This is a genomic window from Calothrix sp. NIES-2098 (assembly GCF_963875125.1).
GTDB lineage: Bacteria > Cyanobacteriota > Cyanobacteriia > Cyanobacteriales > Nostocaceae > Aulosira.
In genome coordinates this window covers 1927647-1943309 of sequence record NZ_CAWNKJ010000001.1, presented here as the reverse complement: position 1 = coordinate 1943309, position 15663 = coordinate 1927647, and the positions used below count along the sequence as shown (strand labels likewise).

The following is a 15663-nucleotide window of genomic DNA, read 5'->3' as shown; positions in this document are numbered from 1 at the left end:
GCAAAAAATTATGACTGCTATCGCACTTCAAGCAGGAAGTGTACATCCTCTGAGACTGGAAGATTACGAAGTAAGTTCAGAAACTGGTTTTTTACCAAAGCATTCTCCAGCCGAGGCGCAATTGCCAGATATTTTTTGGCAAGTCGAAAAAACTGCGACAATGCTACCCAAGTTAATGACGACACGGAAGATTCGCCCGATAATTGAGAACATTTTCAAAGTGGACGTAGAGCGCACAAAATTAGATCAAATGCAGTTGCGTCGAGCAATGCAGATGTATGCTTACCTAACTCATGCTTATGTTTGGGGTGAGGCTACACCCGTGAAAGTTCTACCACGGAACATTGCTGTACCTTTTTACCAGATTTCTCAAAAATTAGGCAGACCGCCTGTATTGTCTTATGCTTCCTACGCTGTAGACAACTGGGTACGCATTCACGAAACCGAACCCATTGCCATCGGTAACATCACCATCTGGCAAAACTTTTTAGGTGGATTGGATGAAGATTGGTTTATTCTGATTCACATTGAAATTGAAGCCAAAGCTGCACCAGCGCTAGCTGTAATTCCCAATATTTTAGAGGGGATTGCGCAAGACGATACAACTACTGTCATCGCTGCTTTAGAGAATATCAAAACAGCATGGACAGCGATTAACACTACCATGAAGCGGATGACAGAAGCCTGCGATCCATACATTTACTACAATCGAGTCCGTCCTTACATTCACGCTTGGAAAAACAACCCCGCATTACCCGAAGGACTGATTTATGAAGGCGTAGAAGCTTACGACGAAGAACCCCAGCAGTTTCGGGGTGAGACAGGCGCACAAAGTGCGATTGTGCCAACGATGGATGCGCTATTCAACATTACTCACCAAAACGATCCTTTGTGGGAATATCTCAGAGAAATGCGGGATTATATGCCACCAAAACATCGTGATTTTATTCAAGAAGTAGAAAAGCGATCGCATCTGCGTGATTTTGTCCAAAGTCACATGGATAAAGTCCCTCAACTGAAAGATTTATATAATGACTGCATTTCTCTCATCGAACAATTCCGAACTCAGCATCTGAAATTTGCCGCTTCCTACATACACCAGCAAACGCCAAAGTTCAACAACGACACAGTTATTGGCACAGGCGGTACACCATTCATGGAGTATCTAAAAAAACATCGTGATGAAAATAGCCAGCATCTATTGACTTAAAATTCCTCACAAGTTCCTCAAATTTTTTTTCTAATTTGAAAATGGTAGTATATACAGCCTTGCTTTCATCCTAGAACTCAAATTCTGGGTTGCTAGCAGGTATTTAGATTATGAAACTGCCTAGATTGTCAACAATATTGCTGTTGTGCTTGTTATTGATTGGCGGTCTCATGGGAGATAGTGCAGCAGCTAAAGAAACTCAGCCATGTAAGAAACTTCCTGGTGACAGCCTAGCTGATTGCATTCTGCAACGGGATACACTCAACACAATAGCGATGATTGAGTTTGTCACAGATGAACAATGCCAAAATCATCGTATTGTTAATACTGAAGTGATTGAGCCACCCCACGATATTAAATTGGAAAATGGGGTTCCCCGACAAGCCTCATGGGTAGAACGTTGGACGGTAGACCGTTGCGGAACATTAGTTCCTTATCGTACTAAGTTCACATCTGATAGGCAAAAAGGGACTGACTTTGAAGTTAATATTGAAAATTGAAACTATGCCAGTAATTTTTTCTTGGGTTTCTGTCAGCTAAATAAATAAACCATGAACCTGCAACCCAGAGGCGTGACACTAATCATTTTAATCGCGATCATTGGTCTGCCTCTATCTAAAATCCTAGTACATATTCTCACCGAAGTATGGTGGTTTGATGCTGTTGGCTTCGCTGAAGTCTTTTGGACAAGATGGACTTGGCAAATTCTCCTCTGGATATTCACCTTTGTCTGCTTTGCAATATTTCTTTGGGCTAATTATAAAATTGCTATGTATCGTACCCGTTACGGCTCGATTCGCTTGTTAACGGATACTAATTTGGCTGATTATGCTGATATATTTATTAATTTATTCGCTTTAGTTTTGATTTTTCTCACAGCGTTAGGGGCTGCTAGTGCTAGCGTTCCGCTTTGGGAAACTCTACTAAAGTATTTCCATACAAGTAATTTTAGCGATCGCGACCCCATATTTCAACAAGATATTGGTTTTTACGTTTTCCAGCTACCGCTTTATCAAGCTATCTGTAACTGGCTATTATCTCTGTTGGTGTTGGGACTAATTATCGCAGTTATTGTCTATTTCCTCAAAGATAGCTTTACACAGCGGCGCAAAGGTCGATATGTTCTGAATATTCAAGCTTCTCATCATTTAAGCTGGCTATTAATCGGAATTTTGGGATTAATTGCTGTTAAATTTTGGCTCAATCGTTACAGTTTGCTTTACTCAACTAATGGGGCGGCTTTTGGTGCTGGCTATACAGATGTTTATGCTCGAATTTTTGCTTATTCAGTGATGAGTCTTTTGACTTTAGGATTAGCATTAATATTCGGTTTCTCAATTAGACAAAGCAAATTTTCACTTTTATTTAATGGAATTCTTTTATATGTCATTGCCCTGATAGCACTTATCGGTATCTACCCTGGATTTGTGCAAAAATTTATCGTTGAACCCAACGAATTAGCTAAAGAAAAACCATACATTGCTAACAATATTAAATTTACTCAGAATGCTTATCGCCTAGACAATGTACAAAAGCAAAACTACGCTGCGCAAAATCAACTAAACCACCAAAATTTGCAGTTAAATCAGCCAACTATCCGCAACATTCGCTTGTGGGATTACCGCCCGCTTCTCAGCACTTATCGCCAAATTCAGGAGATTCGACTCTACTACAAATTTAATAGCGTCGATGTCGATCGCTACACTCTCAATGGTGATTATCAACAGGTTATGCTTTCAGGACGCGAGTTGTCTTACTCTCAGTTACCCCAAGAAGCGCGTACCTGGGTAAACCAACGTCTGAAGTATACCCACGGCTACGGCTTGGTGATGAGTCCGGTTAACCAAGTTACATCTGATGGCTTACCCCAACTGTATATCAAAGATATTCCGCCTGTCAGCCAAGTAGATCTTCAGGTGAGCCAACCTGCAATTTACTATGGCGAAGAAACCAATAACTATATTTTTACGGGTACGAAAACCCCAGAGTTTGACTATCCTCTTGGTGGGAGTAATGCCTTTATTAGCTACAACGGTAAAGGTGGTGTACGGATACCAACATTTTGGCACAGACTCGCTTATGGCTACGATCTGAACAGTCTCCAGATTTTGATTTCCAATTACTTTCAACCACAGTCGCGTATCCATTACTACAGAAATATTCAACAAAGGCTGGAACACGTCGCACCATTTCTGCGGTTTGATAGCGACCCTTACCTGACAGTAATCAAGGGTAGATTACAGTGGATTGTGGATGCTTACACGGTGAGCGATCGCTATCCTTATTCTCAGCCATTATCCCAGAGTCAGAATGCCAACAACAATCTCAAGGGAGAAAATAACGAGCAATTCTTACACAGCAATATCAACTATATTCGTAACTCAGTTAAGGTAGTAGTTGATGCCTACGATGGCACAATGCAGTTTTTTGCGATCGATGCAACTGACCCCGTACTGCACACCTATAGTCAAATTTTTCCGCACCTGTTTCAACCCCAAACAGCAATTCCCCCGGAAGTGAAAGCGCATTTTCGCTACCCCCAAGACTTGTTAAACATCCAAGCGCAAATGTATCTTGCTTACCACATGAGCGACCCAGAAGCATTTTATAACCGGGAAGATTTGTGGCGCTTTCCCATCCAGACTTATGAGGGTAGCGAACAAGTTATGCAACCATACTATGTAATTATGCGCTTACCAGGGGAAGCGAAAGCAGGATTTATGATGATTCTGCCGTTTACACCTGCTAATAAAGACAACATGATTGCATGGATGGCGGCGCATTCTAATGGTAAAGACTACGGTAAATTGCTGTTGTATGAGTTTCCTAAACAAAAACTGGTGTTTGGCCCCAGACAAATTGAAGCGAAAATTGACCAAGACCCGAAAATTTCTCAACAATTTACCTTATGGAGTCAGTCTGGTTCTAAAGTAATTCGCGGCGATTTATTAGTAATTCCGATTGAGCAATCTTTACTTTATGTAGAGCCAGTATATCTGCGAGCCGAACAGGGTGAGTTACCGGAGTTAAAACGAGTTATTGTGGCTTATGACAAAGCAGTAGTCATGGAAGAAACTCTCGATCGAGCCTTGGCGGTAATTTTTGGTAGCGAACAGGTAGAGAAGCAAGTACCTAGTTCAACAACAGGAGTAACTTCAACTTTAGCCCAATCTGCTCTAGCAACTTATCAAAAAGCACAAGCAGCCCTCAAACAAGGTAATTGGGCTGAGTATGGTAAGTATCAGCAAGAGTTAGAGGGAATTTTACAGAAATTAAATCAAGGTAATCAGCGCTAATACCAATTCACGAAATTATTGATCCAAATCACCTCCTTTGTATCCCCTGCTTGCCTATTCATAACACTATTCAGCAACACCAATTCTTCTAGACAGTTTCAGGAAGATTTACAAAATTATATTCTGCATACTTGACTTGTAGATTCCCAGATAGTAAAAAACAACATCTGGGCTGTACTTAATTATTTTAAAAATACTTAAAAATATTAATTTTGTTTTAGCTTTGCTGCCTAATTCAGGCTAATAATTAGCTTATTAAACAATAATCTACTACCTCTAAAGAAAGATTAAACTTTGAGAGGAGATAGATATTACTGAATTTAAAGAAAACTATTGATTACTAAGAATACAATAATAAAAGAAGTTAAAATTGTATCTTTGTCTCAATATTTTTAATTCTGAATTCCCTAAAGTAATGCAGTTTATGGAAGAAGTTTATATTGTCTCAGCAGTACGCACACCATTGGGTAAGTTTGGCGGTGTACTGGCTAATTTCTCGCCAGTAGACTTAGGTGCGATCGCTATGGATGCAGCTTTGGAACGAGCAAGCGTATCAAAAGAAGCTTTAGATATGTACATTTTTGGTAATGTACTGAGAGCAGGACACGGACAGTCATTGCCCCGTCAAGCAGCTTTTAAAGCAGGGATTCCCCACCAAGTGAACGGCTATGCAGTGGATATGGTGTGTTCATCGGGAATGATGAGCGCAATTAACGGTATGGCTGCAATTCGCGCTGGTGAAGCGGAAATCGTACTCGTCGGTGGTATGGAATCTATGTCGCAAACTGGATTTTTGCTATCCTCACGAGCTAGATGGGGATATAAATCTTTGCTGGGTTCACCAGAGCAACTTACCGATGTTTTACTTAATGATGGACTCACCGATCCCATTAGTGGCGAAACGATGGGAGAGCAAGCAGAACAGTTGGCAGCCACTTACCAAATTACGCGAGCCGAGTTGGATGAAGTCGCTTTATTTTCCCAAACTAGAGCAGCCCAAGCGACTGAGCAAGGTTTGTTTAAGCCGGAGATTGTACCCATTGAAGTCGCAGGTAAAAAAGGTTCGCAGCTTGTAGACAAAGATGAAGGAATTCGCTCCGACACTACTTTAGAAAGTCTTGCTAGGCTGAAGCCAACTTTTAGAGAAGATGGTGTATTTACTGCTGGTAATAGCAGCCAAATATCTGATGGTGCAGCAGCTTTAGTTTTGGCAAGTAAAACAGCAGTAGAACGCTACCAACTCAATCCTTTAGCGCGGTTGATTGGTGGCGCATGGACGGGCGCAGAAGCTTGGCGATTCCCGGAAGTGCCGATTTTGGCCGCGAACAAACTTTTAGACAAGCTGAAGATGAAAATCTATGATTTTGATTTGTTTGAGAACAACGAAGCATTTGCTCTCAGCAGCGTGTTGTTTAATCGGGATTTGGGCGTTCCTTATGAAAAATTAAACGTGTATGGTGGAGCGATCGCACTAGGACATCCCATAGGAGCTTCAGGCGCGCGCATCATCGTAACGCTGCTCAACGCCTTGCAACAGCAAAACGGACATTTGGGATTAGCAGCCGTTTGTCACGGTACTGGTGGCGGTACGGCGATCGCACTAGAAAGGCTGAAATAGCGCGATCGCTGAGTATTTTTTACAGAAGATGATTCGCTAATGCTAAACTCTTGTGCTTTGAAATTCTTAACTTGGCGGTTGGAAAATTTTAATGTCAGTTCTGAATCAGTTTTGCGATCGCTTGAGCTAATTCTTCCGGTTCAACAGGTTTGCAGACATGGTGTTGAAATCCTGCTTGGAGGGCGAGTTGGCGATCGTACTCTGCGGCATAGGCAGTCAAGGCGATCGCTGGAATTGCTCCTCCTTGTTCTAGCGATCTCGTTCTGATTTGTCGCATCAGCATATAACCATCGATATCCGGCATCCCAATATCGCTAATTAACAAGTCTGGCTGGAAACCTTCCAGCAGAGCCAAGGCTTCAGTAGCAGAGGCGGCAACGATTACCTGTGCGCCATACTGTTCTAAAATGGTGAGCACCAAATCTCGCATATCAGCTTCATCATCAACTATGAGAATTTGGAGTTGACTGAAATCAAAATTGTCAACAGGGGATAAATAGTCTAAAGTTGCTGTTTTAACAACATTTAACGGTAATCTTACGGTAAAGGTCGCGCCTAATTCCTCACCAGGACTCTCGGCTGCAATAGTGCCGCCATGCAATTCTACCAAATGACGCACGATTGCTAAACCCAGTCCTAGCCCGCCAAATTGCCTGGTTGTCGTCGCATCTGCCTGTCGAAAATAGTCAAATACGTGCGGTAAAAAATCAGGATGAATGCCTTTACCCGTATCGCTGACTTGAATTTCAGCTTGCGAGTCAATACACCTCAAGCGAATTTCAACTCGTCCGCCTGATGGCGTAAATTTTACAGCGTTGGAGAGGAGATTCCATATGACTTGCTGCAACCGCGCCGCATCGCCTAAAACTTGCCCTACATTCGCACTCAATACAGTATCAATGTGAATTGACTTGCCTTGGGCTGCTAACTGCACAGTTTCCATCGCTGCTTCAATTGTCGCTGCCAAATTGACAGCAGCCATATTGAGGCTGAGTTTGCCTCGTAAAATCCGCGAGACATCTAAAAGATCCTCAATGAGTTGAGTTTGGAGTTTAGCGTTGCGCTCAATTGTTTTTAAGGCATAATCTGTTTTTGCGGCATCTAATTTTCCACCGCGCAGTAATTTAGACCAACCCAGAATCGGATTTAGCGGCGTGCGCAACTCATGAGACAACACCGCTAAGAATTCATCTTTAACTCGGTTGGCTGCTTCTGCGGCACTTCTGGCTGTGCGTTCTGCTTCGTAGAGGCGAGTTCGGGCGATCGCCTGAGCGCATTGTTGGGCTAGCGATAAAATAAAGCCTTGTTGCTGTGCATCCAACTGTTGCGGCTCAATGAAAGCAAAAGACATACCTCCGATTGCTCGGCCTTCAACGATCAGGGGAATGGAAATCCAGGCCTCGAAGGAGTTTTTCTCATAGGTTTCTCGGAGGTGGGGATAGCGGATAGCTCGTGTTTTTGATGGTTCTGCCCAAATTGGCTTTTTGGTGCGCACAGCTTCTGCCAAAGGTACAGGTGCATTCAGGGAAAATCGCTGCCAACTTTTGGCTGGGTCGGGTTCACAACCCACGGTGCGAATGATTTCCAGATCTGTGCCAGTGTCACTGACTAAAGCAACAAGGGCAAAGTTAGCACCTAGCGCCGCCATTCCTTGGTCTACAATCACATCCGCCACTTGGACGGGAGTGAGAGATTCGGAAAAAGCCGCTGTCACAGACTGAAGTCGGGTAATGCGTTCGGCAGATTGCTGTGCTTCTAGGTAGAGGCGGGCATTATCAATGGCGATCGCAGCGCGATGGGCGATGTCTTCTGCCAATCCTAGATCTGCCTGACTGTAACGGCGATCGGATTCTGCCGTCACAAAGGTAATTGCTCCTAAAATCTGTCCCCTGGCGATCAAGGGCGAGCTAATGCCAGATTTTAAACCTAGTTCCCGCAAGATGCGCAGATGTTCGGCGTCTTGAGCTATACTCACCAATGCGTCCTCTGGAATTTCTGCCGCCATTTCGGTTTTCCCAGTTCGCAGTACCTTGGCTACGCCCTCGGTGGCATCGATGTTTCTCGGATATTGCCGATCGATTTTCCAGCCTAATTCCACTTTCTTGGGGTCGCGGTGAGCCACTGCTACCCGATGGATATGATTGTGTTGGAGCAGGTCGATCGCGCACCAGTCGGCAAAGAATGGCACTACCAAATTCGCCACACTTGCCAAAGTATGTTCGTAATCTAATGAAGATGCCAGTGCTGTACCGATCTCTGCGAGAAATGCCGATCGCTGTTGATCGGCTTCGGCTTTGATGCGCGCTGTTTGCTCTTGAACTCGTTCCGCTTCTGCTTGTTTGCGCTCGGTGATGTCTTTGTTAATACCAATTAAAAAGATGGGATTCCCAGCTTTGTCGTATACGGGTTTAGCTGTTGTTTCAATCGGTACTGGCGAGCCATCTTTACGCACGCAGGGAATTTCACCACAAAACTCGCCTGTTGTCTGAATAGACTGAATGATTTCAGCCGTCTTCGCTGCTTCAATATCTGAGCGATGGAGAAAATTCACAGGTCTGCCGATCGCCTCTTTTGCTGTATAGCCAAAAATTTGCTCGGCATTGCCCAGCCAGCGTTGAATCTTCCCTTGCAAATCGGTCAACAAAATCGCATCGGGCATTTGCTGCAAAGCCACATCAGAAATCAGGAGTTCGGCTTCGGCTTGTTTGCGTTCGGTGATGTCGTGCATCACTACAACTGCCCCTAGTTTTTTGCCTTGACTGTTAGCGATCGCCCGACCGCTAGCAAGTAAGGTTTTGGTAGTTCCCTGTTTCGGGGCAATTACCATTTCCACATTCTCAACTGTCTCGCCCTGTAAGGCTCGAAATAGGGGGATATCGTTTTTGGACATCCGCGTTTTACCGTCGGGCAAATACAAGTCGTAGTACTCTGCCCATTGTTCCGGTGGCAGTTGTTGCTCTGGTAAACCATGAAATTCGCGTGCGGCGCGATTAAATAAAGTCAAAATCCCGTCAGCATTACAGGCGACGATTCCTGCCTGGACATTATCGAGCAGTACTCTCAGTAACTCTTGTTCTTTTTGGCGTTCGCTAATCTCCAACTGAAGTAATTCATTGGCTTGGGATAATTCCGCCGTTCGTTGTGCAACTAAACCTTGCAATTCATGCTGGACTTGTTGCCGTTCTAGTTCTGTGGCGATGCGCAAAGCAAAAATGGTCAATAGAGATTCTGCTAGCTGAACATTTGTCAACACTTTGCCATCCATCACCCCCAGTAAGCCGAGGGGTGCGCCCGTAGAGTCAAAAAACGGAATAGCTAAATAGCTTTCTACGTTGAGAGGTTTTAAAAGTGGTGCGTTAGGAAATAAACTTTGGACTCCTTGGGGATGGCAGCACAATTTGCGTTGCTGGAGTACTTCCTCGCAGGGAGTACCCCGCAGTATATAGGCAAAGTTGTCAACGATCTGTCCCTGCGCGCAAGTGGCGATCGTCCGGATTGCTTCTTGGTTATTGCCTTCCACCAGACCAATGTATGCGTAATCAACTCCCAGGACTTTGCTCAAATGTTGCACCAAAGCCAAGAAAAATGCTTCACCTGTCGCAGCCGCAACTCCTTGAGTCACTTCTAGCAACGCTGCATCCATTTGCGTAATTTTACGGGCTGCGAATCGCAGTTCTAGTTCATCCATTACCATTGCGGCCAGATCTGCGAGGATGGCTGTTTGCTCGTTACTGAAGCGATCGCGCGGTTTCGTATCTAACAAACACAGAGTGCCTAAGTTAAAACCATCTTCGGTCAGCAATGGCGCACCAGCATAAAATCGCAGACCCGGTTCATTGTGGACAAATGGATTAGATACCAGGCGATTGTCTTGCCTAGTATCGAGAATCACTAATACTTCCTTAGATAAGAGTGTAAAGCTGCAAATAGTTGCATCTCGCTGCATCTCGCGCATATCAAAGCCATAGGCAGATTTAAACCAGCCTCTCGATTCATCAATCAGCGAAACTAAGGCGATCGGCACGTTAAACAAACGCGCTGCTAAGGAGGTGATGCGATCGAAAGCAGCTTCTGGGGGAGTATCGAGAATTTGGTATCGCCGCAGTGCCTCTAAGCGTTCTACCTCATTGGCAGGTAAACGGGCGCTTGTTGCAATCGGTTGCGAGGAAGTTTCAGTCATGAACTTTGACCAATGGGCGAGTAGAAGGCTGGAAATGCAACGGCAACGATCTTATAAGCTAATGCACATCTAAATTGCACATTTACTTGTTTGGGTTGTCAAGGGTCAAGAGTTAATAATTATTTCTCTCTTATCCCCCCACACTCCCTCATCACCCAGAGATAATGAGTTCTGAGATGGTATTGACTAATACTTCTGGCTCAACAGGCTTGGGAATATGTTTTTGGAAGCCGACTTTGAGAGCTTGTTTTTGGTCGTATTCAGCAGCATAGGCGGAAAGAGCGATCGCTTTGATATTTCCCCCCTGTTGTGGCGATCTGGCGCGAATTTGTTGCATCAGCATATAGCCATCGATATCTGGCATTCCAATATCGCTAATTAAAATATCGGGCGGTTGGCGATCGCATAACATCAGCACCTCGGTAGCATTTGTGGCCACTGTAACTTGCGCTCCCTGTTGTTCGAGAATAACTTTCACCAAATCCCGCATATCCGCCTCGTCATCTACAACTAAAATCCGCAGTTGGCTGAAGTCAACCGATTGAACAGCAGTTGCCTTTTCTGGCACTGAGGCTGCGGTAACAGTTATTAAAGGCAACCTGACTGTAAATGTTGCTCCTTGTCCTTCCCCTGGACTAGCAGCTTCCACTGTACCGCCATGTAGTTCCGTCAAATGCCGCACGATCGCTAAACCTAAGCCCAACCCACCAAATCTGCGCGTGGTTTTACTATTTTCTTGGCGGAAGTAGTCAAAAACATAAGGTAAAAACTCAGGATTGATGCCTTGTCCACTATCCTGGACAGAGATCTGGGCGTAGCTACTAATTTGCTCTAAAGAAATTGCAATCTCTGCACCATCAGGAGTGAACTTAACAGCATTAGATAGCAAATTCCAAATAATTTGCTGGAGTCGAGCCGGATCGCCCGAAACCTGCAACTTTTCTCGGTTAACAAAGGTTTGAATTTGAATTTGTTTTGCTTCTGCTGCCAAGCGTACTGTCTCTAGCCCCGATTCAATAACTGTAACTAAGTTGACAGGCATAATATTCAGTACCATCTTGCCGCGTAAAATTCGGGAGACATCGAGCAAATCCTCAATCAATTGGGTTTGTAACTTAGCATTACGTTCGATGCTTTCTAAAGCACGAAAGCTGGTCTGGGGATCTAATTTGCCTTTTTGCAGCATTTGTGTCCAACCGAGAATGGGGTTGAGGGGCGATCGCAATTCATGGGATAGCACTGCCAGAAACTCATCTTTAATGCGATTGGCTGCTTCTGCTTGCTCGCGGGCGGCTTGTTCTCGCCAAAGCAGTTGTTCTCGTTCGGCTTCTGCTTGTTTGCGCTGGGTAATATCGAATAACAAACCATCCCAAGCCAACCCGTATTCGGTTGGTTCTGGACGGGAACGCCCCTGAATCCATTTCAGTTGTCCCGATGGTGTAATTATCCGTCCTTCCCATTGCCAAAAGCTAGAATTTTCGACGGCGATCGCCACAGAACATTCAAAAGCTGGTAAGTCGTCTGGATGAATCAACTTTAAAAAGGAATTGGCATCTTGGAGAATCGTTTGTGGTTCCAATTCCAGCAGTTCCAGGGAACCAGAACTGACGTAAGTAAAGGCAGCTGTACCGTTAGCAAAGGGAACATAACGATAAACCATTCCTGGCATATTGCTAACTAATACTTGATACTTGGCTTCGCTTTGGCGAAGTGCTGCTTCCGAGCGCTTGCGGGCGGTGATGTCCCAAGCAATACCAAGACAACCGGGATTTCCCTGGGCATCATAGGTTAAATTAGCCCAAATCTCTAAATCTACCATGCGCCCATCTTTAGCTTGATGCTGCACTTCAAATCCATGAAGCGATCGCCCACTCAATACTGTTTGCAGGCTAGCCAGAAATTCTTGTTGTCTGTGGGGAACCGTTGGCATAAACTGCCCGATCGCTTCTTCAGCACTCCAACCAAAGATTTGCTCGGCGGCGCGATTCCATAAGGTGACAATTCCTTGGGGATCGAAACAAGCAATGGCAACCGGACAGGCCTCAATCAGAGTTTGTAATGTTTGATTGGTGCGTCTGAGTGTTTCTTCGGTGCGTTTGCGCTCGGTAATATCTAAAAATGCGGCTACCGAGCCTCTCAAGCGTCCTTGCTCGTCGAGTAGGGGTTTAGCGTAACCGAATAAATTAAATACCCTGCCATCTCCGCGGTCAATATCTACCTCAGTCCCTTTAATTTCTGTTTTGTGAATGGCGGCGGAGCGCAGGGGAAATTCCTCAGGGGCGAGTTCTCGACCATCCTTGAAGATTTTGTATGCTGGTGGCGGTGCATTCTCTGGGGTGTAAGAAACATTAGCATCTGCTGCCAGACCTAAAATTTGGGCAAATGTAGGGTTGGATTTGATCTGTTTAAATTCTGGATCGGTTGCGAGCAAAAGACCAATGGGAATCACCTCAAATAGCGTTTGCAGGTCTTGATTTAGCGCCGCGATCGCCTGTTCTCTAGTTGCGATCGCGGCGGCCATGTCATCAAAGGCACGTGCCAGTTGACCAATTTCTCCCGATTCCTGGGAAAACTCGGTACGGGCGCTGAGGTCGCCTGCTTGCAGCTGCTGCGTCGTCTGCACCAAAGATTTAACTTTGCGGGTAAGGAAGACATCGCCTCCAACCCAGGCCGCTGCGATCGCCAAAGCAGTCACGCATCCCAGCCCGATTAGGTTTTCTAGGAGCAGTCGATTGGCGGCGGCAAAGGCCACTGTCCTAGACATCCCAACTCTGACATGGATATCCCGATTGACAGCACTACTACCTAAGGTCGTAAAGGCGTAAAGCCGCTTGACTCCATCCAAACCCATCGCTTCTGTGGTGCCTTCTATTTGGGACAGCACCAGTTTGGTAATAGCAGCATCGGGCACGGATTTTCCTACCAAGTTTTGCGCATCTGGGTAACGCACGAGAACTGTTCCCTGGCGATCGGTGATTGTAACTACCGATCCTGCTGGTAACTTGAGTTCGGCTACTAGGCGATTGAGCCAAGCTAAATCCAATGCCGCTATCACAACTGCCTGCACTTGTCCAGACTTGTCCAAAATGGGATAACCAAAATTAAGCGTGGCTTTGCTCGTTACTCGACCGATTTCATACTCGCCAATAGCAAAATTACGAGTTTCCTTAGCTAGGCGAAAGTAAGCGCGATCGGCTGTGTTGACTGGCTTCGTCGCTAACGGAATGCTGCAAATTAAGTTACCGCTTGCATCAACCACACCCAAGCCTGCATAGCTATGGTATTGCTGAAGCAGGTTTGCCAGCAATCGATTACACTCCCCCACATTCCCCTCACGGATCTCAGGCATTTGCGAGAGCGCAATTAGCAGTTGGCGTGCCCCTTCACTGGCTTGGCGCTGATTGGCAGCTGCCAGTTTCACCATGCGCAACAGATTTTCCTGTGCGTCTAGGGCTGCACTTCGACGTTGAACCGCAGCAGTGTAAAGAATCAGCCCCAAGGAGGGAATCACTGCCAAAAGAACGAGCAATACCAGGCGAGTCCGCAGGCTGGATAAATTTGGGTGACGAAACCAGAAGCGCATTATGGTTTTGCTTGACCTCCACCTTGTTGAACTAAATCGGCGATCACTCTTACTAAAATCTCTGGTTCTACAGGCTTGGATATATGGCATTGAAAGCCTGCTGCGATTGCCTGCTGTTGGTCAATTTCTCCTGCATAGGCAGTTAGGGCGATCGCCGGAATTTGTCCTCCCTGTGCTGCTGCTAAAGTTCTGAGTTGGCGTAGCAGTATATAACCATCTATCTCTGGCATTCCGATATCGCTGACCAGCACATCTGGCCGGGATTGAGTAAAAATGGCGATCGCTTCCACAGATGAGTTGACGGCTGTGACATTTGCACCCTGCTGCTCTAGTAAGAAGGTAAGGAACTCTCGCGCATCGGTATCATCATCTACTACCAAAACTTTAATCCCCTGTAAATTCACAGATGGATCGATCTGTCGCTTGTCTAGATTCATTTGGTTGGGAATTGGTTGGGAATCGGCATTAGCGGTAGTCTCATGGTAAAAGTTGCCCCTTGCCCTTCCCCCGGACTTTCTGCCCAAATCATACCGCCGTGTAATTCGACTAAGTGACGCGCGATCGCCAATCCTAACCCCAATCCGCCAAATTTTCGCGTGGTAGCGCCATCCTCTTGACGGAAGTAGTCAAACACATAAGGGAGAAAATCTGGGTGGATGCCCTTACCTGTATCGCTGACGGTAATTTCGGCATATTTGTCATTTGACGCATCGCTAGCGATCAATGACAGCTTTACCTCAACTCTTCCCCCGTGGGGTGTAAACTTAATCGCATTGGCAAGTAAATTCCAAACTACTTGCTGTAATCGACTGGAGTCACCCGATACCAGCCCTATACCGGGTTCCAGTATTGTCTGAATTTGAATAGATTTGGCGATCGCCGACAACCGCACCGTTTCCAATGCCGCTTCAATTGTCGATACTAAATCGACCCCAGAAATATTTAAGCTGAGTTTGCCTCTGAGAATCCGGGAGACATCGAGCAAGTCTTCAATCAGTTCAACTTGCAACTTGGCATTCCGCACGATAGTATTCAGGGCTTGTGCAGTCTTGGCTTGGTCAAGCTTACCCGTTTGCAGTAGCTTTGACCAACCAAGGATCGGGTTGAGGGGAGTGCGCAACTCATGGGAAAGAACGGCGAGAAACTCATCTTTGACGCGGTTTGCTGCTTCTGCGGCGTTGCGGGCGATTCGTTCTGCTTCGTACAGATGGGCGCGGGAGATGGCTTGGGCACTCTGCTGCGCCAGCGTCAGCATAAATGCCCGTTCTTCCACAGTAAAGGCTTGTGGCTGGGTAAAACTCAGCCCCATGACGCCGAGCAATCTTCCTTCTGCAATTAAAGGCAGACAAGCAAAGGCTTGATTTCCAGTGGTGGCAATACTTTCAGCTAGATGAGGATACTGCGCTAACATTACCGCAGCGTTTTCCAGGAAGAGTGGTTCTCCTGTTCTTGCTGTTTTTGCCAAAGGCACCGACCCCGTGATGGGGAAGCTCGACCATTGATTCATCATCGATTCTGGGTAGCCGATCGCTTGCAAAATTTTGAGAGTAGTTCCCTGTTCTACCAGCAACGCCACAGAACCCGCATTTGCCCCGATGGCTTCAATTCCTTGCCGCATTACAACATCGGCAACTTGTTGCGGAGTCAAAGCTTGGGAAAGGGCAGCTGTGATTTGTTGCAACACGTTGGTACGATTGGCAAACTGTTCGGCGATTTGTTGTGTTTGCTGAGTTTGCTGGTACAGTCGGGCATTATCTACCGCTAGGGCAGCACGGC

General features: G+C 45.8%; 6 protein-coding genes and 1 pseudogene. 4 read left to right on the top strand and 3 right to left on the bottom strand.

What is annotated here, in order from left to right; all coding sequences use genetic code 11:
* Window positions 1-10: 10 nt before the first annotated feature.
* From AACU33_RS08140 to AACU33_RS08125, 4 genes are all read left to right on the top strand, one after another.
* Complete coding sequence (locus tag AACU33_RS08140; protein WP_096588028.1) at window positions 11-1210, top strand: hypothetical protein; 1200 nt, start codon at window positions 11-13, stop codon at window positions 1208-1210.
* A gap of 110 nt (window positions 1211-1320) precedes the next feature.
* Window positions 1321-1710 carry a hypothetical protein gene (locus AACU33_RS08135; RefSeq protein WP_096588027.1) on the top strand — a complete coding sequence of 130 codons (390 nt, stop codon included), beginning with the start codon at window positions 1321-1323 and terminating at the stop codon, window positions 1708-1710.
* Window positions 1711-1761: 51 nt separating this feature from the next.
* Entirely contained in the window at window positions 1762-4506 is a 2745-nt protein-coding gene (locus AACU33_RS08130) for a UPF0182 family membrane protein (protein WP_096588026.1), read from the top strand.
* A gap of 424 nt (window positions 4507-4930) precedes the next feature.
* Window positions 4931-6124, top strand: a complete 1194-nt coding sequence (locus tag AACU33_RS08125; RefSeq protein ID WP_096595189.1) for an acetyl-CoA C-acyltransferase — start codon at window positions 4931-4933, stop codon at window positions 6122-6124.
* Window positions 6125-6218: 94 nt separating this feature from the next.
* Here AACU33_RS08125 and AACU33_RS08120 read toward each other — a convergent pair whose 3' ends face one another.
* The 3 genes and pseudogenes from AACU33_RS08120 to AACU33_RS08110 form a co-directional block, all read right to left on the bottom strand.
* Window positions 6219-10304, bottom strand: coding sequence for a GAF domain-containing protein (locus AACU33_RS08120; RefSeq protein ID WP_339375847.1), 4086 nt, complete (start codon window positions 10302-10304; stop codon window positions 6219-6221).
* A 151-nt stretch (window positions 10305-10455) separates the two neighbouring features.
* Complete coding sequence (locus AACU33_RS08115; protein WP_339375846.1) at window positions 10456-13887, bottom strand: PAS domain S-box protein; 3432 nt, start codon at window positions 13885-13887, stop codon at window positions 10456-10458.
* Window positions 13887-15646: pseudogene (locus AACU33_RS08110) on the bottom strand (ATP-binding protein); the annotation flags it as partial. The gene AACU33_RS08115 and the pseudogene AACU33_RS08110, both read right to left, overlap by 1 nt.
* Window positions 15647-15663 lie beyond the last annotated feature (17 nt).